Source organism: Nostoc sp. CALU 546, assembly GCF_048836525.1.
In genome coordinates, this window is sequence record NZ_JAWJTF010000084.1 from 1 (window position 1) to 26,787 (window position 26,787).

The 26,787-nt window shown below is 42.6% G+C and carries 22 protein-coding genes and 1 pseudogene; 9 read left to right on the plus strand and 14 right to left on the minus strand.

Going from position 1 to position 26,787, the window contains the following annotated elements; genetic code table 11:
• Positions 1–245 precede the first annotated feature (245 nt).
• The 7 genes and pseudogenes from RRG12_RS30605 to topA form a co-directional block, all read right to left on the minus strand.
• Positions 246–329, minus strand: a pseudogene (locus tag RRG12_RS30605) (toxin-antitoxin system HicB family antitoxin); the annotation flags it as partial.
• 86 nt (positions 330–415) lie between these two features.
• Positions 416–3,028, minus strand: coding sequence for an HD family phosphohydrolase (locus RRG12_RS30610; protein WP_420761800.1), 2,613 nt, complete (start codon positions 3,026–3,028; stop codon positions 416–418).
• A gap of 58 nt (positions 3,029–3,086) precedes the next feature.
• Positions 3,087–3,212: a hypothetical protein gene (locus RRG12_RS30615; protein ID WP_256090762.1), complete on the minus strand. Its 126-nt coding sequence runs from the start codon at positions 3,210–3,212 to the stop codon at positions 3,087–3,089.
• A 420-nt stretch (positions 3,213–3,632) separates the two neighbouring features.
• Positions 3,633–4,577 carry an ADP-ribosylglycohydrolase family protein gene (locus RRG12_RS30620; RefSeq protein ID WP_420761801.1) on the minus strand — a complete coding sequence of 315 codons (945 nt, stop codon included), beginning with the start codon at positions 4,575–4,577 and terminating at the stop codon, positions 3,633–3,635.
• A gap of 92 nt (positions 4,578–4,669) precedes the next feature.
• On the minus strand, positions 4,670–5,137 hold the full coding sequence (aroQ, locus tag RRG12_RS30625; protein ID WP_069067805.1) for a type II 3-dehydroquinate dehydratase: 468 nt from the start codon (positions 5,135–5,137) through the stop codon (positions 4,670–4,672).
• A gap of 7 nt (positions 5,138–5,144) precedes the next feature.
• On the minus strand, positions 5,145–5,285 hold the full coding sequence (locus RRG12_RS30630; protein ID WP_012410890.1) for a hypothetical protein: 141 nt from the start codon (positions 5,283–5,285) through the stop codon (positions 5,145–5,147).
• A 250-nt stretch (positions 5,286–5,535) separates the two neighbouring features.
• Positions 5,536–8,187 carry a type I DNA topoisomerase gene (gene topA, locus RRG12_RS30635; RefSeq protein WP_420761802.1) on the minus strand — a complete coding sequence of 884 codons (2,652 nt, stop codon included), beginning with the start codon at positions 8,185–8,187 and terminating at the stop codon, positions 5,536–5,538.
• A 501-nt stretch (positions 8,188–8,688) separates the two neighbouring features.
• On the opposite strand from topA, the gene RRG12_RS30640 reads away from it, so the two are divergent.
• Positions 8,689–8,982: a hypothetical protein gene (locus RRG12_RS30640; RefSeq protein WP_069067803.1), complete on the plus strand. Its 294-nt coding sequence runs from the start codon at positions 8,689–8,691 to the stop codon at positions 8,980–8,982.
• Positions 8,969–10,057 carry a DUF6745 domain-containing protein gene (locus RRG12_RS30645; RefSeq protein WP_420761803.1) on the plus strand — a complete coding sequence of 363 codons (1,089 nt, stop codon included), beginning with the start codon at positions 8,969–8,971 and terminating at the stop codon, positions 10,055–10,057. Before RRG12_RS30640 ends, RRG12_RS30645 begins: the two co-directional genes overlap by 14 nt.
• A 33-nt stretch (positions 10,058–10,090) precedes the next feature.
• On the opposite strand, the gene RRG12_RS30650 is transcribed toward RRG12_RS30645, so the two are convergent.
• On the minus strand, positions 10,091–10,783 hold the full coding sequence (locus RRG12_RS30650) for a Uma2 family endonuclease (RefSeq protein WP_420761804.1): 693 nt from the start codon (positions 10,781–10,783) through the stop codon (positions 10,091–10,093).
• A gap of 666 nt (positions 10,784–11,449) precedes the next feature.
• Between RRG12_RS30650 and bchB the strand changes: the two genes are divergently transcribed.
• From bchB to RRG12_RS30675, 5 genes are all read left to right on the plus strand, one after another.
• A complete protein-coding gene (gene bchB, locus RRG12_RS30655) occupies positions 11,450–12,976 on the plus strand; it encodes a ferredoxin:protochlorophyllide reductase (ATP-dependent) subunit B (RefSeq protein ID WP_069067799.1) in 1,527 nt (508 codons plus the stop codon).
• 517 nt (positions 12,977–13,493) lie between these two features.
• Positions 13,494–15,356: a response regulator gene (locus RRG12_RS30660; protein WP_420761805.1), complete on the plus strand. Its 1,863-nt coding sequence runs from the start codon at positions 13,494–13,496 to the stop codon at positions 15,354–15,356.
• Positions 15,353–17,905, plus strand: a complete 2,553-nt coding sequence (locus tag RRG12_RS30665) for an ATP-binding protein (RefSeq protein WP_420761806.1) — start codon at positions 15,353–15,355, stop codon at positions 17,903–17,905. Before RRG12_RS30660 ends, RRG12_RS30665 begins: the two co-directional genes overlap by 4 nt.
• 59 nt (positions 17,906–17,964) lie before the next feature.
• A complete protein-coding gene (locus RRG12_RS30670; RefSeq protein ID WP_420761807.1) occupies positions 17,965–18,342 on the plus strand; it encodes a response regulator in 378 nt (125 codons plus the stop codon).
• 309 nt (positions 18,343–18,651) lie between these two features.
• A complete protein-coding gene (locus RRG12_RS30675; protein WP_069067796.1) occupies positions 18,652–19,071 on the plus strand; it encodes a response regulator in 420 nt (139 codons plus the stop codon).
• 817 nt (positions 19,072–19,888) lie between these two features.
• Here RRG12_RS30675 and RRG12_RS30680 read toward each other — a convergent pair.
• The 3 genes from RRG12_RS30680 to RRG12_RS30690 form a co-directional block, all read right to left on the minus strand.
• Positions 19,889–20,503, minus strand: a complete 615-nt coding sequence (locus RRG12_RS30680; RefSeq protein WP_420761808.1) for a hypothetical protein — start codon at positions 20,501–20,503, stop codon at positions 19,889–19,891.
• A 275-nt stretch (positions 20,504–20,778) separates the two neighbouring features.
• The gene (locus RRG12_RS30685) at positions 20,779–21,279 is read right to left on the minus strand and encodes a DUF1772 domain-containing protein (protein WP_420761809.1); all 501 of its coding nucleotides are present in this window, start codon (positions 21,277–21,279) and stop codon (positions 20,779–20,781) included.
• Entirely contained in the window at positions 21,280–21,474 is a 195-nt protein-coding gene (locus tag RRG12_RS30690; RefSeq protein WP_069067794.1) for a hypothetical protein, read from the minus strand. It abuts the gene before it with no gap.
• A gap of 446 nt (positions 21,475–21,920) precedes the next feature.
• Between RRG12_RS30690 and urtE the strand changes: the two genes are divergently transcribed.
• On the plus strand, positions 21,921–22,619 hold the full coding sequence (gene urtE, locus RRG12_RS30695) for an urea ABC transporter ATP-binding subunit UrtE (protein ID WP_109007390.1): 699 nt from the start codon (positions 21,921–21,923) through the stop codon (positions 22,617–22,619).
• A gap of 32 nt (positions 22,620–22,651) precedes the next feature.
• Here the strand turns inward: urtE and RRG12_RS30700 are convergent, their stop codons facing one another.
• The 3 genes from RRG12_RS30700 to RRG12_RS30710 all read right to left on the minus strand — a co-directional run bounded on the left by RRG12_RS30700 (position 22,652) and on the right by RRG12_RS30710 (position 25,871).
• Positions 22,652–23,458 carry a hypothetical protein gene (locus tag RRG12_RS30700; protein WP_420761810.1) on the minus strand — a complete coding sequence of 269 codons (807 nt, stop codon included), beginning with the start codon at positions 23,456–23,458 and terminating at the stop codon, positions 22,652–22,654.
• Between the two features lie 8 nt (positions 23,459–23,466).
• On the minus strand, positions 23,467–24,780 hold the full coding sequence (locus tag RRG12_RS30705) for a cytochrome P450 (RefSeq protein ID WP_420761811.1): 1,314 nt from the start codon (positions 24,778–24,780) through the stop codon (positions 23,467–23,469).
• Positions 24,781–25,088: 308 nt separating this feature from the next.
• Positions 25,089–25,871 carry an ABC transporter permease gene (locus RRG12_RS30710; RefSeq protein WP_420761812.1) on the minus strand — a complete coding sequence of 261 codons (783 nt, stop codon included), beginning with the start codon at positions 25,869–25,871 and terminating at the stop codon, positions 25,089–25,091.
• Between the two features lie 277 nt (positions 25,872–26,148).
• Here RRG12_RS30710 and RRG12_RS30715 point away from each other — a divergent pair, with 277 nt between their 5' ends.
• On the plus strand, positions 26,149–26,772 hold the full coding sequence (locus RRG12_RS30715; protein WP_069067790.1) for an exopolysaccharide biosynthesis protein: 624 nt from the start codon (positions 26,149–26,151) through the stop codon (positions 26,770–26,772).
• Positions 26,773–26,787: the final 15 nt, after the last annotated feature.

Consider the following 26,787-nt stretch of genomic DNA (forward strand, 5'->3'; position numbering starts at 1 on the left):
TAATGTGAAGTTGCACATATCTCGATCCCCCTAAATCCCCCTTTTTAAGCTACGGTGTACACACAAGTCCTAAAAACCTAGCTTGATAAGCATTTCCTCGTTCCTATGCAGAGCATAGGAACGAGATAAAACGAGATAAACGAGAGAACAATGAGAAATTGATCTTTTTTCGACTTGTGTGTACACCGTAGCCGAGTCGGAGAGGGAAAGACTTGAACTTTAGTTCAAAAGCTAATTTAAGTCAGATTTACACTTATACCTTTGGCTTGAGCAAGTTCTTTTAATCTGTTGTGTTTTTCGTCTGGTAAACAAATAGTTAAAGTAGCCATTTTTGTTTAACTCCTAATAATCTCTTCAGGTTTTAAGATTGATTATCAACAGATATGCGTAGGTGTAGCCAGTCGGAGAGATCGCATTACGAATTACGCGCAGTGCTACCAGCCTTCAACTTCGGATAAGCAATCCGTTTGTGATGAAATTGCTGCCAAACATCCACAAATATTTGAGCAATTTGTGACATTTCTTCTCGTGTTAGCCCTGAATCTACGAGTTGATTATCTTGCCATTTGGCACGCAGGATATTATTTAGCATTGTTAAAGCTTGTTCACTGGAGACATCTTTAACTGATCGCTTTCCTTCTCCAGAGAGAGACGAGCCGCGAAGGGGACGCTTACCTGAATCTGACCCTTGGAGCGATCGCAGCGCCGCTTCGCAAGAATCTGCTAACATCACAATTCCGGTTTCCCGTGATTGGGGAATTGGGCCATCGTAGCGAAAATCTGCGTCGTCTACCGTTAAACTTGGATCTTCCTGAGCCATTTGCTGGGCTTGGTGATGGAAATAGGCAATTAGCATCGTTCCCTGATGCTCTGGAATAAAAGCTTGAATCGCTGTCGGTAAAAGGTGTTTTCGCGCCATCACCAACCCTTCAGTTACGTGCTTTTTGATAATTTCTGCACTCTTCCAAGGATCTTTAATCTCTGTATCATGTTTATTCGGCCCCCCCATTTGATTTTCAATAAAGCCAAGGGGGTCGTGCATTTTACCAATATCGTGATATAGTGTGCCAGCCCTGACTAGCTCAACATTGCAGCCTAGTTCTTTGGCAGCAGCTTCCGCAAGGGTAGCGACAAGCAGTGTGTGCTGAAAAGTTCCGGGAGTTTCAGTAGCAAGTCGTTTTAATAAAGGGCGGTTAGGGTTCGCCAGTTCTGCTAGGCGGATTGGGGTAACTAAATCAAAAACTTTTTCTAGATAAGGACTCAACCCTAAAGCAACAACACTCCAGCCTAAACCGGATAAAGCAAATAATCCGGCTTCCCGGAGGACGATATACCAAGTTGAACCAAATGCTTGACCAATTAAGATTTTAACAGCCAGGTAAATACCGCCCTGAGTTAAAGCGATCGCAATACCCAATAATGCCAATTCTTCACGCGATCGCAATCGTTGTGCAATGTAACTACCTAATATTCCTCCGCCTACACCAGCTAAAAGGGCAGCCTTGCTCATATCCAAGCTAATTCCTAATATCGGCAACAGCAGTCCGACAACTGTCAACCCTAAAGTGGGGCCGTAGAAACTGCCCAACAATAGACCAAGGGCGCTCCAGGTGGTATAGGGCAATCCGAGTGTGATTACTCCTGGCACACTTAGAGTTAGCAATAATACTAATAGGCGATCGCGTTGTCGCAATTCGTGATCAATATGCCGTTCTACCCAGACAAAAATGCCAATAGCGATCGCAATAACAGCTGCTAACTTCACTAACTCGTGCCATTTTACCTCCCGACGAATTAGGTGATAATGCTCCAGCACCTCAAAGTTCCATGCACTAATCTGCTCTCCTTTTTTGACAATTACCTCACCACGCTGTACTTTTACCATCACCGGTGGGATACCCGCAGCAGCCTTTTGAGCATTTTCTCTCGTTTGTTCCTCATCGTTTTGTAGATTCGGCTTGAGTACAGCTAACAAAAGTTTGCTTGCTAAAGGTTCAGCGGATTCTGGTACAAAAGTCTGCACTTGTAAGCTCACCGCATCTTGTATGATATTTCGTGGCAGTCCCAGTGGGATGCCTTGGGTAAGAATTCGCTCTATACTCTGATAAATTCCCATTTGTGTTTTTTCCCACTCCGCATCTGACAAATCCAAAAGGAGAGATTCTTCATATACTGCTTCTGGGCTAACACTCTCCAACTGTAAAAGTTTGGCAGTGGCTTGGGTAAATTTTTGGCGGGTTTGGGAAATTTTGGCAATCAGTAAAGACAAGTTTTTCTCAGAAGTGGCGATGCCGTAAGATTCTAGTTCTGCTTTTGCTTGAGCAAAGTTAGTGTTTTGAGAAAAATCAACTGTCTGTGTCTCTTCTGGACTCTGGGAATCAGATTTAGGTGGTGTTGTGTGCGGCTGGCGTTCCTGATTAGGAGCGGCTATCAATGATGAACGGAATGAGGTGGTAGTTTGTCCTATTCCTTTCTTCTGCTGATTTTTACTATTTTCTAGAGCCAATAGCAGTGCTTGCCATTCTGGGTTAGGACAGGAGCGGAGGTAATTCTGGATAGAGATGGACAAAACTAGAGGATCAAAAAAAGGAAAAGCTCCAGCAACGGCACGAATTTCGTTGCCATCATTGAGAAATTGTTGCAATTTTTCCTTGATTTGTTCGTTTATTCGCACATTAACCATCAACACTTGTAAGGAGCTTTTACTGATGGCTTTACGCTCGGCTTCTGTTTGTTTCTGATCTTCGATGCTAGCTGTGTAAGGCGCTGTAAATGTTTGGGGCGCGGGACTTCCTACTTGGAGTTGAGTTTGATTGTATAATTTATATCCAATAACCCCTGTGAGGGACACTACAGCGATCGCTAAAATCACCAAGGAACGCTGTTGATGTAACCATTCTAAACCGACTGTATAAATACCACTCTTAGTTTTGAGCGATTTTGCCTTTAACCTTAGTGCTCTTTCTTGTTTTCGGCGTTCACTTTTTTCATTGGTTTTTGATAAGAACAGGAATAAATTTGTGGCCATAGTCCTGATAAGTTCCCTTCTATGGCTTTTACTTTTGGGACTTCTCATTAACTTTCCCTTACGGCGTAGTGCTTTGTACTGTCGCCGCCAGTGAGTCAATTGCTGGGTCAATAACTGCAAAAATTGCTGCATTTTCATCATCTTTGCCTGCAATTGCCGACTTTGATAGCTCAAAAAAAGACAATTATCAGGGAAGTTTGCTCTGTGGCTGCTGCAACTATGGTGGTGGGGCTTTTTTGTTGCCGATTTACCACAATAGCTACCTACAGAATCAGTCCGAGAGTTTACTGAAAAATTCTAGTATATAAGACTAGTGCACTATGGCAGAAATTTGCTTACCTTGAATAAGGTCTTAAGCCCCTTATTTGTCATTGAAGGAGGCAGGAGGCAGGAGGCAGGAGGCAGAAGGTTTTTTCACTTATAGGATTCAAACCCCTCCTGAAAAAGAGCCACCAAATTGAAAATTTGGAGTTCTTGTCTTAAACCCTTGCTCCATTAGGTCGCGGGCTGTTACAGATAGCGCAGCGGTAGCGAGTCTGCGAGCGTCGGGCAGTTTTCCTCCTGCCTCCTGCCCTCTGCCTCCTGCCTTCCTCGATAATTGAGATTAACGCGACCGAATAACGCGAGGAGCTGCATAAACTGAAAGCAGAGCCACCTCACATTCTTCCTCTGTTAACTCCGTTGGATTTAGAGCTAGATTATACACTCCTGACCACACCGCCACAAATGCATCGGTCAATTCTAACATTTGAGAAAAGCTAGTTAGTCCCCATGCTGGAGAATTCCTCTGCAAGAGCAAGACTTGCCAATTTACGGGAATTCCACCTGTACCATTATATGCTCCTGATAAAGCACCAGTAATTGCACCTGTAGCCTGTGAGATTAGAGGCGTAGCATCTTGCATTTTAGTATTGCCATTGTGAGTAGCCTGCAAAACTGCAAGGCGAAAGTCTTCCAAGGTACTTAAAAAGCAGTAAAACGCCATAGCAATAGTGTTACTGAGTTTTTCTTTCTTAGCAAACTCAGCTTGCGCCCTTGACAATCCAGCCCCTTGTTGCAATAAATTCTGAACTCTTAATAATTTTGTTGGTATTGATGTCGGTGTTTCTCCGAGAAAAGAAACCGTTTGCGGGATTAGGGTTAAGGGGTCGAGTTTTTCGGTTAGGGCAAGAGCGATCGCATATCCTACTGCTAGTGTTCCATCCCTTACTACTGGGTCATCATCCCAGATTTTTAGCACACGCAACAAGTTTTGTCGTAGCTTAATTGGATTTTCGTGAAAAAAGAGTGCTACTGGTAGTGTGGAAATAATTATTTTTATTGATATGTCATCAGTTTCTAGTAAATGAGGAGATTCTTGTTGCTGACGCCTTATCCAATCATCTAAATCTAACCTACCCAATGCTATCAAACTCTGGGTACCCAGAACCGCCATTCTGCCCAAATCTAGGTAATTCTCAAACTGTACTTTACCATTAGAGACTAAATTTCCCCCCAGGAATGCTCCGAGTAAAGTACCTTTAAACCGACTTATAGGAGAGTAACGCATAGAATTTTGGATTTTGGATTTTGGATTTTGGATTCTGTATTGAAGAATTTAATCCAAAATCTAAACTCGAAAATCGATTCATTTTTCATTCTTTACGTTTTGTCTTTTCTTAAATGATTCACTAAAGCTTGTAAGCCCAACAAGTAACTTTGGACGCCAAAACCACTTATTTGCCCAATCGCGACTGGAGCGATGTAAGAATGATGGCGAAAATCTTCCCGGCGGTAAATATTGCTCAGATGTACTTCTACTGTGGGCAAGTTAACAGCAGCGATCGCATCTCGCAATGCCACACTTGTATGGGTGTACGCCCCTGCATTAATCAAAATTCCCTGATATTGCCCTAATGCCTCATGAATAGTATCTACTAAAATTCCTTCATGATTTGACTGCAAAGGAAAAACTTTCGCCTGTAACTTGAATCCTTCTTCTTCTAACAGGCGGTTAATTTCGGCTAGTGTCAAGGAACCATAAATTCCTGGTTCTCGCTGTCCTAGCAAATTTAAGTTTGGCCCATGCAATGCCAGAATGCGTAAGGGTTGTAACGTCGAGTTTACCACTGTGATTTTAGTGGCGACGACGCGAGCGATCGTTTACAGGAATCGGAATCAGTTCCGGTTCCGGTTCAGCCTCTGGCCCTAATAGGCTCTCAATAAGCCTACGAGCTAATTCCTTAAGCTTTTCCAGCACCTTTTCTATATAGTCCATGAACTGACCGCTCCTGAGATACTACCTCAATTTTGATTAACAGGTACGCAGAAAATAGTATACTTTCGCACCTCTGGCTTCCAATCGGGCTGATACACAATCCCGCATTTGGGACATAAACCACTTCTAAAATTTGGCGTTGTGTTTTCCCTTACCTTTTAGACTATCACACTTGCAACCTATCGAACTGTATCCTATCAAGGATGAATATTAAGGGTCAAGAGTCGGACTTTGGACTCTTGACTTGCAACTAGCTTTCTGTCGCCTTTTTTTTCGCAGCAGTGGTTGATGATTTAGCAGTTGACTTAGATTTGGAACTCGTTGATTTACTCGTTTTACGAGTCGATTTTCCAGTCGATGCCTTAGCTGCTAACAAGTTCAGCGCCTCAGCCAGGGTTATATCTTCTACTGTTTGACCTTCTGGGATACTGACATTAGTTTTGCCATGCTTGATGTAAGGGCCATAAGGGCCATCGTAGATGTTAACTATTTCTCCGTCCTCTGGATGCGTACCCAATTCGCGTAAGGCTGCCTTGGACTTGCTGTTGGTGGAACTGCGCCCTTTTTTTGGTTCGGACAATAATTCTAAAGCCCGTTCTAAGCTAATTGCCAATACATTATCAGCAGCTTTCAGGGAGCGGTAATCTTTCCCCTCCTTACCTTGGTCATGAACAACATAAGGGCCAAAGCGTCCCAAACTTGCTTGGATTTTGCCGCCTGTAACTGGATGAACTCCCAATGTTCGGGGTAGTGCCAACAGACCAACAGCCATTTCCAGGGTAACGGTTTCTGGGGTGACACCTTTGAGTAGGGAGGCTTGTTTCGGCTTGGGGTTTTCATCGGTTTTGTCACCCAATTGGACATAAGGCCCATAAGCGCCAATTTTTACATAAATCGGTTCGCCAGTTTCGGGATGCCTACCTACCTGGTCAGGGCCAGTGATTTTTTGCCGCAGCAATACTTCTACCTGTTTGGGGTCGAGGTCAGATGGTGTCAGGTCTTTGGGAATTGAAGCGGTGATAACTCCTTCACCATTTTCGACTTCAATATAAGGGCCATATTTCCCAATGCGGACTTTGGCATCTAAATTTTCCAGTTCCACAGTCCTAGCTTTGGTGGCATCAATTTGACTTTCCCGTTCTTTTACCAGGGTTTCTAGCCCTTTTTCTCCCAAATAAAATTGCTGCAAGTAGGGCAGCCATTTGGCTTCACCTGTGGCAATGTCATCAAGGGTTTGCTCCATCTTCGAGGTGAAACTGGGGTCAACGATGTCTGGAAAATGTTTTTCCAGCAAGTCGGTGACGGCGAAAGCAGTGAAGGTGGGAATGAGGGCGTTAGTCACCAAATGGGCATAACCCTTGTCGATGATTGTGCCAATGATGCTGGCGTAGGTACTGGGACGACCGATACCTTCGCTTTCTAAGGTTTTCACCAAAGAAGCTTCGGTGTATCTAGCTGGCGGTTGAGTTTCGTGCCCGACAGCTTCCAATTCTGTACAATCGGGATGATCTCCGACTTTCAGATTTGGCAAAATTACTTCCTGGTCTTCCAGTGCTGCTTCCGGGTCGTCTGAACCTTCGACGTAGGCGCGTAAGTATCCTGGAAATTCAATTCGTTTGCCAGAAGAACGGAATCCAGCATCCTCGACTTGCAATTGCACGGTAATTTGAGTTTGGCGGGAATCAGCCATTTGACAGGCGACAGTCCGCTTCCAAATTAAATCGTAGATAGCAAGTTCTCGACCGCCCAATGCAGTTTCTTGGGGTGTGCGGAAGGTGCTACCCGCTGGACGAATTGCTTCGTGCGCCTCTTGTGCGCCTTTGGATTTGGTAGTGTATTGCCGGGGTTGGGGACTAAGGTATTGTTGACCGTAGAGCTTTTCTACACAACTCCGAGCAGCTGCGATCGCTTGATCTGACAAATGTACCGAATCTGTCCGCATATAGGTAATATACCCTTGCTCGTACAAATTCTGGGCAACCCGCATTGTGTCACGGGCTGAAAGGCGCAGTTTCCGGTTAGATTCTTGTTGCAGTGTCGAGGTGGTAAACGGTGGCGACGGTTTGCGCGTCACTGGGCGTTCCTCAATGTCGTTAACATTCCAGGTTTTCCCAGTTAGGCGTTCCTTGAGGGCTACCGCTTGTTCTTCATTGAGCAATAAGACATTGCGACCTGCGGTAATTTGTCCGGTCGTCGCGTCAAAATCGCTACCGTTAGCGATTTTGGTTCCTCCCAGTGTGATCAACTGGGCAGCAAAGGGGGTTTTTTCCTTTGACAAACTGGCTTTCAAATCCCAGTACGTACCTTCATGGAAAGCGCGGCGTTGGCGTTCTCTAGTGACTAAAAGTCGCACGGCTACAGATTGCACTCGCCCAGCAGATAATCCCCAGGCGATTTTTTTCCATAGCAGAGGAGACAAGGTATAGCCCACCAGCCGATCTAAAATCCGCCGCGTTTCTTGGGCGCGAACCAACTGCTCATCAATATTGCGGCAGTTTTTCAGAGCTTTTTTGATCGCTTCTTGGGTAATTTCGTGAAACACCATCCGCTTAGTGGGAACTTTTGGCTTCAGCAATTGGTATAAATGCCAACTAATGCTTTCACCTTCCCGGTCTTCGTCCGTTGCCAGAATCAGTTCATCTACATCTTTAAGGGCTTCTTTAAGCTGGGTGACAATTTTCTTTTTGTCTTTCGGGACAACATACACCGGTTCAAAGTCGGCGTCCACATTTACCCCTAGCTGCGCCCATGTTTCCCCCTTGACGGCGGCGGGAATTTCACTAGCCGACTGGGGTAAGTCACGCACATGACCCATAGACGCCTCCACCCGATAGCCTGCTGGCAGGTAGTTGCGAATGGTACGAGCTTTGGTTGGAGATTCGACGATGACGAGAGTTGACATGGAAATTTCAATAAAAAGAAGAGCTACTAAGCCAAACAGTCAAATTGAGTTAACTTTTGCAAATTGTCAAGATAAATGGTCACGCTTAGGGCGGTGATTTAATCCTCACATAAACTGCCTGCTTGGGAGAAAATCCGCTGAACTTAATGCCCAGTCTGTCCCAGAGGATAAATGAGGGTACGCTGGGTCTGAATTTCCAGCTATTTCAATCTTTAACTTATCTAACGCATAATTGGCGACTACAGTTTTTAAAATATTCCAATTGGGTATTGGGCATGGGGCATGGGGCATGGGGCATTGGGCATGGAAGATGAGAAAGCAAGGAACAGGGAGACAAGGGGACTTGAGTGAGTACTTGTAACAAGTCTTTCTCCTTGTCCTCTTCACAATGCCCTATGCCCTATGCCCAATTCCCAACTTTAATAGAGCTTGTGCCAAAATTAAATCAAACTTGAGAGCAAAAGCGAAGTGGGTTTGTACCCATGTCAGGAAAGCAAAACTATGCAACCAATTCGTCAGGGTGATGTTATCTTACTACCTGTGCAGCAGGTTGAAGGACAAAAAATACCTCATTTAACTTTGGCAGAAGGCGAAGTTACGGGTCATAAACATCGTATCACTGAGGGTAGAGCGGAATTATCTGAAAAAGATGGCACACTCTATTTACGTGTTTTTTCAGAATCGGCATTGCTAGCTCATGAGGAGCATAAAGCTATTTCTATTCCCCAAGGTGACTGGATGGTGAAAATTCAGCGAGAATACGAGCCTGAAGGTTGGCGTTATGTCGCTGATTGAAAAGTTAACGCCTGAGCAAGAGGCTTTGATTCCAGTTTATCGGGACAAGTGGAGAGCGATCGCGCTTTCAACTGAGCGAATTGATAGAGAGAAAGCAGGGGAAGCTGTAAAAATAGCTTACGAAGTTCTAGGCTTACCTAAGCCGAAAATTTTATTTTTTGATAGCCCTCTTGCAGCTTTTAAAAGTGTTAATACTAATTTAAAAAATAGCTACAGCAATCTTGAAAAATATTGGTATCGATGGAATTTACCAGATAATCTGCTAAAAACATACCATGACTTGTTTAATAAAATACTTAATTTTTTAGGAGAGTTATTGTCTGAAGATTTATTTTCCTCTATATCCAATGAACTCTACTTTGACTTAGATATATGTTTTTTATTCTGGCAACAGATCATACAGCATTTAATCACTCAAGAAGATATTCCTAATGAAGTTTTGAGCTTCTTAGAGAGCGATATGCGAGTGGAGCCTGAAGAATGGATACAAAGATGCTGTTTGATTGAAATTGGTTTTGTTTTATTCAATGCACCTTACAATTCCAAAGGATGGCAGTTATTGCGAGGACTGGTTGAGAATTGTGGTTGGGTTTATCCTTTTAAGGAAATTTGTATAGTATGCGATCGCCCCCTTCACCTGCGCTTCGACAATGAAAACCGCCTCCACGCTGAAGGCGAACCCGCCATTGAATTTACCGATGGATATAGCCTCTACTCCTTCCACGGTGTAACCTTACCTGAAAAATACGGTAAAATCCACCCGAAGCAATGGCAAGCTAACTGGCTTTTAACAGAGCATAATGCCGAACTACGCCGAGTGTTAATTCAAGGTATTGGTTACGCCCGAATTTGCCAAGAATTACAAGCTATTGAATTAGATGGTTGGCAAGAATACACGTTATTAAAAATTGATGCTGATGTTGATGAAGAATCAATTTATTTATTAAAAATGACTTGCCCTAGCACAAGCTTTATTCATGCCTTGCGAGTTCCACCAAATATGAATTCAGCGCGGGAAGCAATTAGCTGGGTAAATTGGGATGTAGATCCAGAAGAATTTGGTGTGCAAACATAATTACTTAAGAGACTTTTCCCATTTATAAATTGTTCAGCGATCGCTACCTAATTTCTTGATAAAATCTTCATGTTCAGCAGACTGCAAACCTGCTTGTAAAACCTTCAAGACACCCTGCATATTACCTGCTAATAATTCTGTCGCCGCTAACCACAACCCTGAAAATACCCGACTTCGCAAAACGCCTTCATTGTCAGGTACTAATTCTAGATATTCACCCTGTTCCAGAGAAAACCAAGTCAATTTTTGGTCTAAAACTTGCCAAACAATATATTCTTTGACACCGTTGCGACGATAAGCCTGTTTTTTGCCATGAAGATCGATAGCCGCACTACTAGCAGCAATTTCCACAACTAACTCTGGCGCACCTTCAATATAATCATCTTCACTCAGCCGCGTTTGACCACCTGCTTCCGGTTCAATCAACAGAACAACATCGGGTTGAGGTTCGTTATCTAAGTCTAAGCGGACGGTAGGTTCAACTCCCAACGCTACACCAGGAGTTGCAGCTTCGTAAGCAACTAACCAACCAATAATCCAACCATGCGGTTGACCGTGACTTCGGAAACGCAGAGCAGCAGGCATAATATAGACAATCCCTTCGGTTAATTCAGCTTTTTTTAGGTTAGGGGTGGCATTATAGCGACGCTCAAATTCGTAGCGGGTGAGTTTGTCGCCATTTTCCAAAGGAGGAATTGTCGAAGGCTGGGAGGGTGTTTTCACCATAATTGTTGTGAAAATGAGCTTGTGTACATCTTAGCGAATTAGGTAAAAACGCAACCGACTAGGGAATGAGGGACTTCTGATCTCTCTCCTAAAAGGCTACGGTGTACACATAAATAGAATCACCCCCCTTAATCCCCCCTTGTCAAGGGGGGAAACCGGAAAATCTTGTTCCCTCCCCAATGCATCGGGGAGGGTTAGGGTGGGGTAAAACCTTGCTTAATCAGCTATTTCAGATTTGCGTGTACACCGTAGCCTTTCTAAGGGGAGGGTTAGGTCTAATTTCCCGAAATATTAAGATTTTTTTACAAAAATAACAGGTAATGTTGTTTAAATTTATAGCTGCATCCAAAGTAGGAAATAGGTTTCAGCTATATCGTCTCTCCTAAAACCCGCAACAAACCTTATTTTTTTTCAGCCAGTATGTTTGAGAAAATCAGAAACGATTTAATAATTAAAGACTTATAAGTAGATCGGCTGAATTAAATGTAAGACCTCTCTCCAAACATCTCTCCTTGGCTTTAATCCTATTCCCCTTTCCCTGCCAACGGCAGCTGTGCGATGCCTACGGCGGTAAACTACGCACCGAAGGGGTTGATGGTGAAGTCCATCTTATATTTTTTTACGCCCACTTACTTAGTTATTTGAGTTGAAAAGGGAGACACAAACATGAAATTGGCTTACTGGATGTATGCTGGCCCAGCCCACATCGGCACTCTGCGAATCGCTAGTTCTTTTAAAAATGTTCATGCGATCATGCACGCTCCCATTGGCGATGACTACTTTAACGTCATGCGCTCCATGCTATCGCGGGAGAGGGATTTTACTCCGGTGACAACCAGTGTTGTCGATCGCAACGTTTTGGCACGCGGCTCCCAAGAGAAGGTGGTAGATAACATCGTCCGCAAGGATGCCGAGGAACACCCAGATTTGATTGTGTTAACTCCCACCTGCACCTCCAGCATTTTGCAAGAGGATCTACACAACTTTGTGGAACGGGCGCAGTTGGAAGCGAAAGGAGATGTCATGCTGGCGGATGTGAACCACTACCGCTACAACGAACTGCAAGCCGCCGATCGCACTTTGGATCAAATTGTCCAATACTACATCGAAAAAGCTCGGAAACGGGGCGAATTACCAGAGGGCAAAACAGCAAAGCCCTCGGTTAACATTATCGGTACTACCACCCTCGGTTTCCACAATAATCACGACTGCACCGAACTGAAACGGCTGATGGCTGATTTAGGAATTGAGGTAAATACCTTAATTCCTGAAGGTGCTTCGGTGAATGACTTGAAAAAGATGTCCCAAGCCTGGTTTAACCTAGTGCCTTACCGTGAACTCGGTTTGACTACAGCTCGTTACCTGGAAGAACAATTTGGCACACCTTATATAGACATTACTCCAATGGGTGTAGTGGAAACTGCCCGTTGTATTCGCAAGATTCAGCAGGTAATTAATGCTCAAGGTGCAGAAGTTGACTACGAAAACTTCATCAATGAGCAAACCCTCCATGTCTCTCAGGCTGCTTGGTTCTCCCGTTCGATTGACTGTCAAAACTTGACTGGCAAAAAAGCTGTGGTTTTTGGTGACAACACCCACGCCGCCGCCATTACCAAGATTCTGGCGCGAGAAATGGGGATTCATGTTGTTTGGGCTGGTACTTATTGTAAATATGATGCCGATTGGTTCCGCGAACAGGTGAGCGAGTATTGCGATGAAGTGCTAATTTCCGAAGATCATGGTGAAATTGGGGATGCGATCGCTCGTGTCGAACCCTCTGCCATTTTCGGTACGCAAATGGAACGTCACGTTGGTAAGCGTTTGGATATTCCCTGTGGCGTAATTGCTGCACCAATCCACGTCCAAAACTTCCCCATTGGTTACAAACCATTTATGGGTTACGAAGGCACAAATCAGATTACAGATTTGATCTACAATTCCTTCACTTTAGGAATGGAAGATCACCTATTAGAAATCTTCGGTGGTCATGATACCAAAGAAGTAATTACTAGAGGAATTTCGGCTGATTCTGATTTGAATTGGACAAAAGATGGTCAAGCAGAATTGAATAAGATTCCGGGATTTGTTCGCGGGAAAGTGAAGCGAAATACTGAAAAATTTGCCCGCGATCGCGGTTTCAAAGAAATCAACGCTGAGGTGTTATACGCTGCGAAGGAAGCTGTCGGGGCGTAGATTAACAGGTTAGAGATTTTTAATAATAAAGGGCATATCTTAAGGAATGCCTTTTATTATTACTTATTCTGACTTCAGCAGACCAAGAAAGCCAGCTTGTTCATAGCAAGTGGAAGAAAGCCTTTGTCTAGCTTGAGAACAATCACAACTATTTGTAAAATGTGAATTATAAGTTTGTACGTGCTATTCAGTAATAATTTCAGTTAACAGAATATAACTCTAGTGCAGCACTAATAAATTTAATTGCGATCGCGGTTTCAAAGAAATCAACGCTGAAGTTTTGTACGCCGTGAAGGAAGCTGTCGGGGCGTAGGTTAACGAGTTAGGGATTTTTAATCATAAAGAGCATATCTTATATGAATGCCTTTTATCAAGATTTGTAAAAAAAAATATCAGACTGCAAAAAAATAATGAACTTGTTGTAATGTTTGTAACAATATATTAAAATTACACAGGAGTTTGACCACGCAGATAGTGTGCGCTGCGATCGCGGAGGTGTCATAAGCATCTTCTTTAGATGCAACTTATGAAAATTTTGTTGGTAGAGGATGACGTATTATTGAGTACAGCACTCTTCGAGTTGTTGAGTGCAAATCGTTATACTATCGATATCGCAAGCAATGGACAAGCTGGATTAGAACTAGCACTATCGACTGAATATGAGTTGATTTTGCTGGACTGGTTAATTCCAAAACTGGATGGCATTAGCTTATGCCGGCAACTGCGAAAGCAAGGCTACCGTAAATCTATTCTGTTGCTAACTGGGAAAAATTCTAATGCAGACATTGTTGCTGGGTTAGATGCCGGAGCAGATGATTACGTCATTAAGCCATTCAACTCAGAAGCATTACTAGCCAGAATTCGCTCTTTATTACGACGCAATGAGGCAATCTCATCATCCACGTTAACCTGGGGAAATCTCTGTTTAGATCCACATGCTGGCAGAGTAACTTGTAATGATCAGGAAATTCCCCTTACCGCCACTGAATACAAACTGCTGGAATTGTTTCTGCAAAACCCAGATCGGATCTTTAGTCGTGCAGTCATTCTAGATCGGCTCTGGGGATTTGGGGATGCACCAACTGAAAGTGCAGTTACGACTCATATTAAAGACTTGCGAAAGAAGCTGAAAACAGCAGGACTAGCAGAAGAATTTCTAGAAACTATATATGGTATGGGCTATCGCATCAAGCCTGCACCTAATCATTCCATCTCTGTTATGGCAACAAATCCCGATGGAAAGAAAAAAACCGGCTCCAAAGATATGACTTCTGTAAATCGGGTGCTGGAGCGATTTCGTAATTCCTTTGTTGGACAGGTTGGAGTGTTGGAACGGGCAAAAACTGCACTCTTAGCCGGGAATTTTAATGAAGATTTACACCAGCAGGCATTGCATGAAGCCCATAAGCTAGCAGGTTCGATGGGGTCGTTCGGTTATCCAGAGGGTTCCCGGCTAGCACGAAAAATAGAGCATTTACTGCTTCAATATTCCTCGCTATCTCCAGATAAAATCTCTGATTTCTCGCAACTGGTAACAGCATTACAGCAAGAGTTAAGCAAGCCTGTTGTTACTTCCACCGCTCAAAGCGTCCCGATGAACCAAACTTATCGTCTGTTAGTCATCGATGATGATGCGATGCTGACGGAACAGTTGCAGGCAGAAGCCGACTCATGGGGAATCAGAATGAAGGTTGCACCAAATTTAGCAACAGCCCGATCGCTTTTTTCCTTAAAAACTCCTGACGTAGTTTTACTGGATTTGAGTTTTCCTGGAACCGAAGAAGATGGATTAGTATTGTTGAGCGAGATAGTACAGCGATCGCCAAATATCCCAGTGATTGTTTTTACAGGAAGAGATACCCTAGTAGATCGACTGGCAGTATCGCGTTTAGGAGCTAGACAATTTTTGCATAAACCGGCGACAACCGAGCAGATTTTTCAGGCGATCGCTCGTGTCTTACCTCAACCTAAAACTTCCGAAGCCAAAGTTTTAATCGTAGATGATGATCCTGTAATCCTGGCTGGACTATCGGCGTTACTAACTCCTTGGGGGCTGGAAGTAACAACTCTCTCTCTATCACAACAATTTTGGAAGGTGCTGATTGCAACATCTCCAGATTTGGTGGTGCTAGATTTAGAAATGCCGATAGTTAATGGTTTAGAGTTGTGCAAAGTTGTGCGCCAAGATGCCCAGTGGGGAGATTTACCGATTTTAGTAGTGACAGCCCATACTGATGCAGAATTTCTTCAGCAAGCTTTTGCTGCCGGAGCCGATGATTTTATCAGCAAGCCAGTGCTAGGGCCAGAACTTGTGACACGGGTACTGAGCCGCATTCAAAGAACGCGCTGGCGCTCTCAGCTAGGCAGAAGTCAAGCATGATCGGAAAATCACGATTATTGAAGTACGGTGTGGCTATTGCCTCAGCTGCGATCGCCACCTTCTTGTCAGTCTGGCTAGAACCGCTGATTTCTCGAACCATTGGTGGATTTTTCTACATAGCGATCATCGCCAGTACTTGGTATGGTGGCTTTCGACCAGGAATTGTTACAGTTGTTCTTTCCACACTGGCAATTGATTATTACTTGATTCCCCCTCGATATCAACTGGGGATTAATCAATCAGAAGATGTATTGCGGTTAGGAATTTTCTTATTGGTTGCCTTGATAATTAACTTGGTGACAGGCAATCTTCAATACAGCAGACGGAAGATTCAACAACTCAACCAACAATTGTCTCAGGAAAATGCCGAGCAATTGCGGATAACTCTTGACGATCGCAAACAAGCACAAGAAACGTTGCAACAGCAATTTGAGCAACAGCGCTTAGTGATGGAAATGACTCAGCGTATCCGGCGATCGCTGAATTTACAAGATATCTTGCAAACTACTGTCGATGAAGTGCGGCATTTTCTAGAGTGCGATCGCGTCACTATCTTTCAATTTTATCCAGGTTGGGGTGGAACAATTGTTGTTGAGTCTGTTGCACCGGAATGGATGGCTCTTTTACCACTCCAGATTTACGACCCTTGCATTGGTGAAGAGAACGTTGAACCCTTTAAACAAGGCTTAGTCACTGCGAAAACTGATATTTATACTGCCGGAATTAGTCCCTGTCACGTTCAATTTTTGGAAAGTCTCCAGGTGAGGGCAAATCTCGTCGTTCCCATTTCTTTGGGAGATGAATTGTGGGGATTAATGGCAGCTCATCAATGTGCGGCTCCTCGTGAGTGGCAATCTTCAGAAATTACTCTGTTGCGGCAGTTAGGAGCGCAGGTAAGCATTGCTATCCAGCAAGCAGATTTGTTTAAACAGTTACAGATAGAACTAACGGAGCGCAAACAAGCAGAAATTGACCTACAACAACTAAATGCCGAACTTGAGCAACGGGTGCAAGAACGCACTGCACAACTGACAGAGACGAATGATCGCCTGCGAAAAACAGTGATAGAGCAGCAACAAACCCAACTCACACTTTTAGAACAGGCGCAAAAGCTGGAGCTTCAGGCTGTAATCACCCGAAATATGGGGGAAGGCATTTGCTTAGTGAGAATTGATAATGCAGTCATTATCTATGCCAATCCTAAATTTGAGCAGATGTTTGGCTATGACTCTAATGAACTCAACGGTCAGCACGTTTCGATTGTGAGTAGTGTCACCAAATCGGTAAATACTGAAGATGTAAATCAAGCCACTTTGTCTGCTGTCTTACAAAATACTGAAGCCAACTACGAAGTCCAGAATCTTAAAAAAGATGGTACACCATTTTGGTGTAGTGTGACGACTTCTGTATTTAGGCATCCCGACTACGGCGACGTTCTGGTTGCGGTTCACCAAGATATCACCAAGCGTAAAGGCATCGAAGAAGCTTTACGCGAGAGCGAAGAAAAGTTTCGTCAGCTGGCAGAAAACATCCAAGCAGTATTTTGGATGACCGATAATCAAAGTCAACAAGTTCTATATGTGAGCAACGCATACCAAACCATCTGGCAAAGAAATTGTGAGGACTTGTATCACAACTATTCAAATTGGTTAGATGCAATTCACCCAGAAGATCGCCAGCGCGTCGAAACTGAAGTCATTGAACAGCTTAAACCAGGGCAATACGATAAAAAATATCGGATTATCCGCCCTGATCGTTCAATCCGTTGGATTCGCGATCGCGCATTTCCAATCAAAAATGAATTAGGCGAGGTAGTTCGGATTGCTGGTATTGCCGAAGATATTACTGAACTAGAGCAGATTAACCTGATGAAGAGTGAGTTTATTGGCATCGTTAGTCACGAACTTCGTACTCCCTTAACTGCTATTCGCGCCGCACTCGGCTTACTACAAACAGGTATCTACGACAAAAAACCAGACAAATTCAAGCGGATGATTGAGATTGCAGCCATCGACAGCGATCGCTTAGTGCGTCTAGTTAACGATATTCTCGATTTGGAACGCTTAGAATCGGATCGCGCTGTCCTAGAAAAAGCCACCTGCAATGCAGCCGATTTAATTCAACAAGCAGTAGCAGGAGTGCAGGCGATCGCTAATCAACAAAATATTATCTTTAAGATCCACCCCAGCAATGCTCAAGTTTGGGCGGCGGCTGATGCCATTGTGCAAACACTCACCAATTTGTTAGGTAATGCGATTAAATTCTCGCCTGCCGATTCTACTATTACCCTGAGTGTCCAACAGCAAACAGACCGCGTACTTTTCCAGATCACGGATCAAGGACGAGGTATCCCAGCAGATAAGTTAGAAGCAATCTTTGGAAGATTTCAGCAAGTAGATGCATCTGATTCTCGCACCAAAGGCGGCACAGGCTTGGGATTAGCAATCTGTCGTAGTATTATTGATCAGCACGGTGGGCAAATCTGGGCTGAGAGTACTCTTAGTGTCGGCAGCACGTTTTTCTTCACTCTGCCATTGCCGAGAAATTAGGCAGAGGGCAGGGAGCAGGGGAGAACAATTAATGACAAATGACAAATGACAAATGACAAATGACAAAAAGATTGTTAGTTGTAGATGATGAAGAACGAATCCGCGAATTAGTACAAGCTTGTTTAGAAGATTTGGGAGGATGGGACACCCTGACTGCTGCATCAGGGGCAGAAGGACTAAAAATCGCCCAGACAGAACCCATTGATGCCATTCTACTTGATGTCTCTATGCCTGATATTGATGGCTTTGCAGTATACGAAAAACTTCAGGCAGATTCAGCAACCCAAGCTATACCAGTGATTTTGTTAACAGCGAAAGTCCAAGGGAGCGATCGCGCCCGTTTCGCCCAGATGGGAATTGCCGGGATTATTACCAAACCCTTTGAACCCACCTCTATTTGCAACGAAGTTACTGAGATTCTGGGGTGGGACAATTAATTCTTGAAGAAGAATTCAGAATTCAGAAGTCAGAATTCAGAAACGAAGGCTTAAGAGGACTTTTCAAACATCCTCTAAGGAAGGAGTAGAGAGTAGGGAGTAGGGACTTAAACCCATTTATTCATGCAGCGATCGCACAGAATTCAATTCTGTTAGCGGATAGCTAAGGTTTAGCCCATTCTGGCTCTTGACTCCTGAATTCTATTTTTTAAGATTTGTAACAATTTTTATATCTTTATTAGTTTTTTATTTTTGTAATATATATTTTTTGTTTGCAGATAAAAATAATTTATCTCACTGAAAAAGTGTATGAATATGCTATTGGAGGTAAATATAACTGGCAAAACGATATTGCTCATTGACGATGAACTGAATGTACGTGAGATAGTAAAATTTTGCCTCCAAGATTTAGCTGGTTGGGATGTGGTGACAGCAGATTCTCCATCAGAAGGATTGCAGAATGCAGTACGCCATAGTCCTGATGCGATTGTATTAGATATCTCAATCCGTGACATGGCTAGTTTTGAGTTTATGAGTAAGCTAAGAAATAATCCAGAAACTCAAGCTATTCCAGTAGTGCTGCTCAGTGCTAAAGCGCGATGGCTCGATTCGCAAATTTTGCAACAGTATCAAGTTGCAGGTGTAATCCTCAAACCCTTTAATCCAGTTACCCTCCCGGCTCAAGTTGCTCAACTGCTGGGTTGGGATTTTACTTCACTAATGGAGTGAACCAGTCACCAGTCATCAGTTATCAGGCGTATAAGCGTCGGTTTTAAACCAGCCACTAACGCCTACCACTAATCGTTACACTCTGTTAACACGCCACTACAAGACTACTGAGATTTTTTAAAAGTTGTTAACTACTTTCATTTCTTCATTAGTTCTTTATTTTCTATTTATAAATTAAAACTGTTGGTAGTAAAGCCAAGAGCAAACTACTTATTTCTGTTTAACTTTTTTAATAAAACAACAATTTTATGACAAACTGCCCTTGCTGTTCAAACCAAATGCTCCGTCACATTCGCTTACAAGAAACCTACTGGTTCTGCCGCCACTGCTGGCAAGAGATGCCTAACCTAAGTTCAGAAAGGAACAGGAGTAGTTTAAATTTGACGAGAAAAAGCCCATCATTAGTTAAACAGGCAATTTACTCATTTTGAAATCTCAAAATCGCTGTTTTTATATTACCAATTTAACTCGCAAATTAACTCATTAGGTTATCCATCGTCATTAGTCATTTGTGTTTACAGAGGACAAAGGACTAATGACGATGTTCATTCAAAGCGGCGTGAAACTCCATCCCAAGATTTGGTAGGTTAAGGTTGCTTAGTTAGGGCATTGGTAGCTTTTTCCCCATATTTTCCCCATGCCCGAATTTCACGCTTGTAAAGCTGAAACATCGTCAGGGCAGGGTGTGGGAGGTGTGGCAGGTTTGCTGCTTTTTTCTATCTCCCCACACCCAAAAAGCCAGTTATATCAGGGCTTTGTGATTAACTTAGTGCCATCCCGCAAGTGGCGTGGAGTTTTTCATTACAGCTATACATCCTTACTCACAATAGTTTTCGCTTAAGGGGGAAAAGGGAACTATGGATGGTGAAAACATTTTCAGTGATGGATAAAATTCTAATCTCGCTGCATAATCATCTGTTTGTGATACTTCCAGTTCAATTGTTGGCTGCTCTTTTTCATCAAAAAGCAACTGGATTTGATAATGTGTCCAGAATTGCTCACCTAGTTCATCTTCTAATTCAAGAAGACGTTCTTCATCACCCCATATATTCGACCAAAGAACTATCTTATTAGCCCGAAAATGATTTTGACCTGTTGTATCTGTAATTACAAAATACGCTTCGACATTTAAATCAAATCCCAAGTCATCGACCTCTACCTCTGCTAGCTGACAGTTAACCACTATTAAGGTATCTGGGTTAACGTTTATTACCTCCTCTTGGCGCTTTAATAATTCTTGAAGCACGAAATCAGGCAACAACTGGGAACTCTCCTCAAGTAGGATTTTTTGAGTTTCTGGGGAATAACGAGTTTTTAATTCTTGCGTGATTAAAGTTAAAATATCTTCACTAGCTAAAGTGACAACTATATTTTTATCTGCGGGATTGAGGAAACTTCCTTGATTCAGATTAATGTGTTTTTTAATTGGCATAGTTCTGTTAAATCCTTTTAATACTTTCCATTGCAGTTTAACTCTATCATTCGTTAGCTTATTGTGTAATTATGACCAATTATCGTATGCGGATCTAACACTAATATTGACTCAAAAAAATACCTACATTTTCATGAGTAGAATTATCCTATTTTTACTCTGATACTTAACATTCCTATAGGACTCATATTTGATTTTTGAACAAAACTCAGTACAACTAAGAAGCCTTCTTGACTGTTGCCTGTTGCCTATTGCCTGAAATCAAAGCGGATTCCTTATTGCACTGTTTGTTTACAGAGTGCGATCGTCAACAATGCTGCTGCCCCAAACGCTGCTATCGTCCGAACATGGTTCCAGAGCGTCCAGTTGGTCAGATATCTAGCCCACAAGTCTGCGCCCTCAGTGCTATCTGCTTTGGCGATCGCCAGAGCATCATTCAACGGCACATTGAAGGCGATCGTCACCACAACAGTGCCAACGAGATAGAGTAGGCTACCAACTAGTAAGTAAACAGCATCGGGTTGATGCCACTTTGACAGCGAAGCGATCGCCAGAAAGAGGCAAGCCAAAGCGGTTCCAAAGAGCGCCATCATAAATAACGGATTGATCGCTGTGATATTAATCGACTGCATGGCGGACATGCCTTCTCTTGGCTGAAGTCGAGCAAGAGCATTCATTACAAAAGTCGAGAAGGCAAAGAAGACTCCCGCCACAAGTCCGCAGCCCAAGGCAGTAAAAAGTTTCAATGCAAAAAGTAAGTGGTCAGCAGTTGTCATCTAATTCGTAACCTTACTAATCCACAAATCGTTAAAATTACTTGTTAATACTTTTGAAGATTTAGATTTCTTGCCTGAAAAATATTTTTCTTGCTCATTATTATACACTTGAATGTTGCGATCGCTTTGCTCATCATGGGTCAACTCTGTTACTTCAACAGCACTAACCTTGACACTATCCGTAGCTTTAGCCACGGAGATTCTTGGATCTATGACAGAACTTGCTCAAGCAGGTTTTCACCAACCGGATTGAGGTTGCATTTTAAATGCTGATTAGCTGATCACACCCCCAGAGGTATTATCACGGCAAGAGATGTCAGAGAAAGATGCTCAAAGAGCGATCGCTGTACAAGATTTTATAGCTCTGCATTCAGATGCGCGTGAAGTCAAGAAACAACAAAATTGAATCCTAAAGCTTTATAACAAATTGAATAAATAGACGGATAAGTTCTGGTATATTTCAATATACTTAGAAAAGTTTTGTATGTTATAAATTTAAGCAATATATTACAAGTGATGCAGAGATCATCAGTATAATTAGTTATCTTTTTGAACAAGAAGGTTTTACTTGTTTGTTGCGGTCAGGAGGCTAATATTACTCTGTAGCTCTGCGTGAAATTTTAATATCTAGGTAATTTATAGTGCTAAAAATCTCTAACCTCAACGTTTACTACGGCGAAAGCCACATTCTCCGCAATGTAGATTTAAGCGTACCATCTGGGCAAATGGTTTGCCTAATTGGACGCAATGGCGTAGGGAAATCTACTTTACTCAAAACAATTATGGGTTTACTCAAACCCCGTAGCGGTACTATTAACTTAGCTGAAGAATTAATCAACTCAAAATCCCCAGACCAAAGGGCAAAGTTGGGAATTGGTTATGTCCCCCAAGGACGAGAAATTATCCCCCGGTTGACAGTCAAAGAAAATCTGCTGCTGGGATTAGAGGCTAGACGCAAACCAGTAAAAAAAGCAGAAATTCCAGAGGAAGTTTTTAGCTTATTCCCGGTGTTAAAAACCATGCTTTCGCGGATGGGTGGCGATTTGAGTGGTGGACAACAGCAACAATTAGCGATCGCACGTGCTTTAATGGGAGAACCTCAATTACTCGTCTTAGATGAACCCACGGAAGGGATTCAACCCTCCATCATCCTAGAAATTGAAGCCGCAGTCCGTCGCATCGTCGAAACCACAGGTATTTCTGTATTATTGGTAGAGCAACATTTGCACTTTGTCCGTCAGGCTGATTACTATTACGCCATGCAAAAAGGTGGTATTGTCGCCTCCGGTTCCACAGCCGAACTCAGCCAAGATGTGATTCAACGCTTTTTAGCTGTTTAATAAAATAGAATTCAGGAGTCAGGAGTCAGAATTCAGAATTGAATTGGAATGTGACTGGCGGATGTAGCTTGCTTCTCTATAGGAGTATAAACGGGTTTAATTTCTCCACTTTCTTGTTCTGAATTCGGAATTATAAATTTTGTATTGTCTCTATCAATTGTGTCAGAAGCAATCAAGTCTGCTGCTTCTTGTAAAAGCTCATGCTGTTCCTTTTGAATTGCTTCTAATCGACTAGAAATTTCTGCTAATCGTTGTTGTTTATGTGGTTGAAAACTTTCAGGTAACAAAGCTGGCAGATTATCGGTTGTTTTAGTCGCTGTAATTTGTTGAACAGCAAAACTGCCAAATTTAGTTAAGGATAGAAAGCTAACTTTAATAAAAGCCTGAAGCAATTTTAACGGAACTTGGAGTATTGACCAACTAGCTGTTTCAATCAACCGGACAATTGCTTTGATGATGCTCCAAATAAGAGCGATCGCAAACACCAAAATCACTATACTAATAATTGGGTGATTAGTCGCCCAACCTAGTATTTGAACTAACCGAAAAAATATCGGGTGTTGTGTCAGCCAATCACTTACAGAAGATGCCATTACATCTTTAACTGCTCCCGATGTTGTACTTTTAAATTTATCAGCAGTTTGCCAAGTTTGCTCTAAGCTTGTCGTAACTGTATTAATTGCTTTATCGGTCGTTGTAGTTGCTGTTGCCTTCAAAGATTCTCCAGCTTGTTGTGCTGAGTTACTTAAAGAGTTAACGCTTCCACCCACAAAATCTTTCGCAGTTTGCAAACGTTCTAAAACTCTGTTAGGCAAGTGTATGTCTATTTGGGATGCCATAAAACATTTCACCGAGGTTGAAATCTAACCCGTAACCCATCTTTAGGGCGATTGCTAGGAACTAACACTGTTTCTAAACTTTGATTGGGTAATATCTCCCAATGATAATCGCGTAGAAGGTGGGCAGCAATAATCTTCATTTCCATTTTGGCAAAGGCTATACCAATACAGATGCGTGGCCCACCACCGAAACCAACTAAACTAAAAGGATATTTTTTATGTTCTTGACGCTGGGGACTGAAACGATCTGGATCAAAACGCTCTGGTTCAAGGTAAATTTCTTTTAGGCTGTGAGTGATCATAATTGAATACAACAACTGCCAACCAGCCGGTACGTGATAGCCTTTAAACTCAAAGTCTTTAATTACACCACGAAAACCACCTCCGACAGGTTGATGCAATCTTTCGACTTCCCACAAAACCTGCTCTAAATAGGGCATTTTGCCCAATTGTTCTAAATCTAAATCACCTTTACTTGCAAGTTGCAATTGTTCAACTCTTGCTTTTTCGAGTACTTCTGGATGACGGGCTAACTCTACACACAACCAAGTCAGCATTGAAGTAGTTGTTTCATGTCCAGCAAAAAGTAACAGCACCGCTTGGGCAATAATTTCTTTTTCACTTAAGCTATTACCATCTTCATCTCTAGCTTTTATTAACAAGCTGATGGTATCTTGAGTTGGGTTTTGCTGACGTTCTCTGACAACTTGAGTTAGATGTTCTAAAATTTCATTACGAGCGGCTATAGCTTTACCAAATGTAGTAAATGGTAAAGACAACGGGTTAATAGCAAACAGCCCATTTGTCAAGGTTGTAAACAACTGACTAAGGCGCACACATTCAGGCCCAGGACTCGTACCCAACAACAATTGACTAGCAATATCAAATGTCAGCTGTTTAAACTCTTGAAACCAAGTAAATTCCTGTTTTTTCTCCCACTTTTGGAGATAGCCGCGCGTAATATCTTCCATTGTGGAGACATAATTCGCCAATGCGGGCCCATGCAATGCCGGCATCATTAAACGGCGATTTTTGCGGTGTTCCTCTCCATCTTGCAAAAAAAGTGATTCACCCAGTAATGTCTTGAAATTATCAGGCCATCCTTCCCGCCAAGAAAAATTCTCGATATGGCTGGACAAAACAAACTCTAATGCCTCCGGTCCTGCCATTACCACAGTTGGTCTGCCAAGAAGATGGGTTTTGAAGATAGGCCCATACTGGTGATAGCGCTTTTTAGCAAAATCGCGGTCGAAAACAAAGGAAAGTGTTTCACCTAATACAGGTATACCAAAGCTTCCAGGAGGAATTTGATTACTTTTCATAAGTAGTCGGACACAATTAAATTCATTGGTGGAGATAGGGAACAGGTTACAGGTTACAGGAAAAAACTTGTGTAATTAATTCTGTCTGATTACCAAATAATTGGGTCTATAAAGCCCCGTGCTTCAAGCAATGCTTTAAAGTAATGAGTAATGAGTAAGTAGTAATGAGTGGATGAAAAATGGGTATTTACTCATTACTCATTACTTATTACTCATTACTTATTACTTATTACTTATTACTCATTACTTATTACTCATTACTCCTTCTTAAGAGCGCCTTTAAGTCGGTGAGGATGTCAATTATCTCGTTAACTCGAAGCGCTAGTATAAAACCGCAACGCAAACCGCCAAAACCAAGTAGAAACAAAAAACAGCGCTACCGCTAATATTGCTGCACCTATCAACCAGCTAATTTCACTCCGACCCAACAACACTTGGGCTGGTACGGTTGTTAAAAAAGCTACTGGAATTACAAAGGTGAAGAAAAAGCGGTAAGCCGTGGGATATGCGGCAATGGGATATCTTCCAGCATCCAATAAACCACGCAACACTTCAGTAACGTTGTATATTTTGACGAACCAAATACTTGTCGCTCCCAGCATAAACCACAGGCTATACAAAATCACCAAGCTGAACAATAACGGCAGCACACCCAGTAAATAGCTGTCTATTCCTACACCCAGGCGTTGACCTGCGTAGCCAATAATAATACCACCAAAAACTAGATCCGGCATTCCCCAAGGTGAAAGGGTATGAGTGGAAAGCCAAAACTGACTGCGGATAGGTTTTAATAATATAAAATCCAAAGTGCCTTCCTGGACATGGCGGACAATACGATTTAAGTTCGATGCCAGAAAAGTAGCAGAAAATCCTTGCAGTAAGGTAAAAATTCCTAGAACTACTAAAGCTGCTTCCCATGACCAGCCACTAAAAGTATAGCCAGTGCGGTAAAACAAGAATAGTCCAAAGAGGCTACCGGCAACATTTCCCAAGCTGCTGAGGGTAGCTATGAAAAAATTAATCCGATATTCCAACTCAGCTGCGATCGCAGCACCCCAAAATAGTCTTAGTACTTTCAAATATCTTTGCATCTTGCACCCTTAACTCAAAACCTGCTATCTGTCACTACGTTTCCCAGGATTACATCATAACTTTATGTAAATTTAATATTACTTTTTATTCAGGAAAATTGCTAAACGTTAAGATGTTGTGGATCTACTGTTGAGAGGTAAGAAGTTCTATACATCTGGATTTACCAGAACTGATGAAATCACTTCGCTACTTTGGGGTATGAGCAATTGTCTTTACTGAATCTGGCTTTTTAATTGGTATATTTATTTACTTAATTTTGCGGAATATTGGTAATCTATGGCTAAACTGTCTAACGAATTACAACGCTATTTTTTTGAGGAAGAACGACCCTCAAAGGTAACATTGGCAGAGATTTTACTGTTAGCAAAAGAAAGAGTTTTTGGATTTTTGCTAGTTATTTTGTCTCTACCTTCCGCTTTGCCAGTTCCAGCGCCGGGATACTCAACTCCTTTCGGCATCCTGATTTTTCTATTGGCTATACAGCTGATTGCCGGTGCAAAAATCCCCTGGCTACCCAAGCGGATGATGAATCATCCTATGCAACTTACAACAGTTCAGGGGTTTTTGAAGGCAGGAATTCCTTGGTTAAAAAGAATTGAAGCGATCGCTCGTCCTCGTTTGAGCTATATCTGTACTACTTTACCAGGTAGAGTGACCATTGGAATAGCGATCGCCTTGATGGGAATTTCCATGATGATTCCCATTCCAGGAACTAATACCCTGCCAGCAATGGGAATTTTTGTAACTAGCTTTGGCTTATCGGAAGATGATGGTGCTATCAGCTTGGGTGGTCTAGTTATGTGTGTGATGGGGGCAGTTTTAACTACTTCCATACTAGTGGCACTGGTTTGGGGAGGTTCTAGTCTTCTTGATATCATCAAGACTTGGTTAGGTCGTTGAAGAAGGCAGAAGGCA

Excerpts from the sequence above, each read along its gene's own strand:
- RRG12_RS30675 (WP_069067796.1), top strand. The coding sequence starts at position 18,652 with ATGAATATGCTATTGGAGGTAAATATAACTGGCAAAACGATATTGCTC.
- RRG12_RS30620 (WP_420761801.1), bottom strand. The coding sequence starts at position 4,577 with ATGCGTTACTCTCCTATAAGTCGGTTTAAAGGTACTTTACTCGGAGCA.
- RRG12_RS30715 (WP_069067790.1), top strand. The coding sequence starts at position 26,149 with ATGGCTAAACTGTCTAACGAATTACAACGCTATTTTTTTGAGGAAGAA.
- RRG12_RS30680 (WP_420761808.1), bottom strand. The coding sequence starts at position 20,503 with ATGCCAATTAAAAAACACATTAATCTGAATCAAGGAAGTTTCCTCAAT.
- RRG12_RS30650 (WP_420761804.1), bottom strand. The coding sequence starts at position 10,783 with ATGGTGAAAACACCCTCCCAGCCTTCGACAATTCCTCCTTTGGAAAAT.
- RRG12_RS30685 (WP_420761809.1), bottom strand. The coding sequence starts at position 21,279 with ATGACAACTGCTGACCACTTACTTTTTGCATTGAAACTTTTTACTGCC.
- RRG12_RS30640 (WP_069067803.1), top strand. The coding sequence starts at position 8,689 with ATGCAACCAATTCGTCAGGGTGATGTTATCTTACTACCTGTGCAGCAG.
- RRG12_RS30645 (WP_420761803.1), top strand. The coding sequence starts at position 8,969 with ATGTCGCTGATTGAAAAGTTAACGCCTGAGCAAGAGGCTTTGATTCCA.
- RRG12_RS30670 (WP_420761807.1), top strand. The coding sequence starts at position 17,965 with ATGACAAAAAGATTGTTAGTTGTAGATGATGAAGAACGAATCCGCGAA.
- RRG12_RS30610 (WP_420761800.1), bottom strand. The coding sequence starts at position 3,028 with ATGGCCACAAATTTATTCCTGTTCTTATCAAAAACCAATGAAAAAAGT.
- RRG12_RS30705 (WP_420761811.1), bottom strand. The coding sequence starts at position 24,780 with ATGAAAAGTAATCAAATTCCTCCTGGAAGCTTTGGTATACCTGTATTA.
- RRG12_RS30710 (WP_420761812.1), bottom strand. The coding sequence starts at position 25,871 with ATGCAAAGATATTTGAAAGTACTAAGACTATTTTGGGGTGCTGCGATC.
- RRG12_RS30665 (WP_420761806.1), top strand. The coding sequence starts at position 15,353 with ATGATCGGAAAATCACGATTATTGAAGTACGGTGTGGCTATTGCCTCA.
- topA (WP_420761802.1), bottom strand. The coding sequence starts at position 8,187 with ATGTCAACTCTCGTCATCGTCGAATCTCCAACCAAAGCTCGTACCATT.
- bchB (WP_069067799.1), top strand. The coding sequence starts at position 11,450 with ATGAAATTGGCTTACTGGATGTATGCTGGCCCAGCCCACATCGGCACT.
- RRG12_RS30700 (WP_420761810.1), bottom strand. The coding sequence starts at position 23,458 with ATGGCATCCCAAATAGACATACACTTGCCTAACAGAGTTTTAGAACGT.
- RRG12_RS30660 (WP_420761805.1), top strand. The coding sequence starts at position 13,494 with ATGCAACTTATGAAAATTTTGTTGGTAGAGGATGACGTATTATTGAGT.
- RRG12_RS30630 (WP_012410890.1), bottom strand. The coding sequence starts at position 5,285 with ATGGACTATATAGAAAAGGTGCTGGAAAAGCTTAAGGAATTAGCTCGT.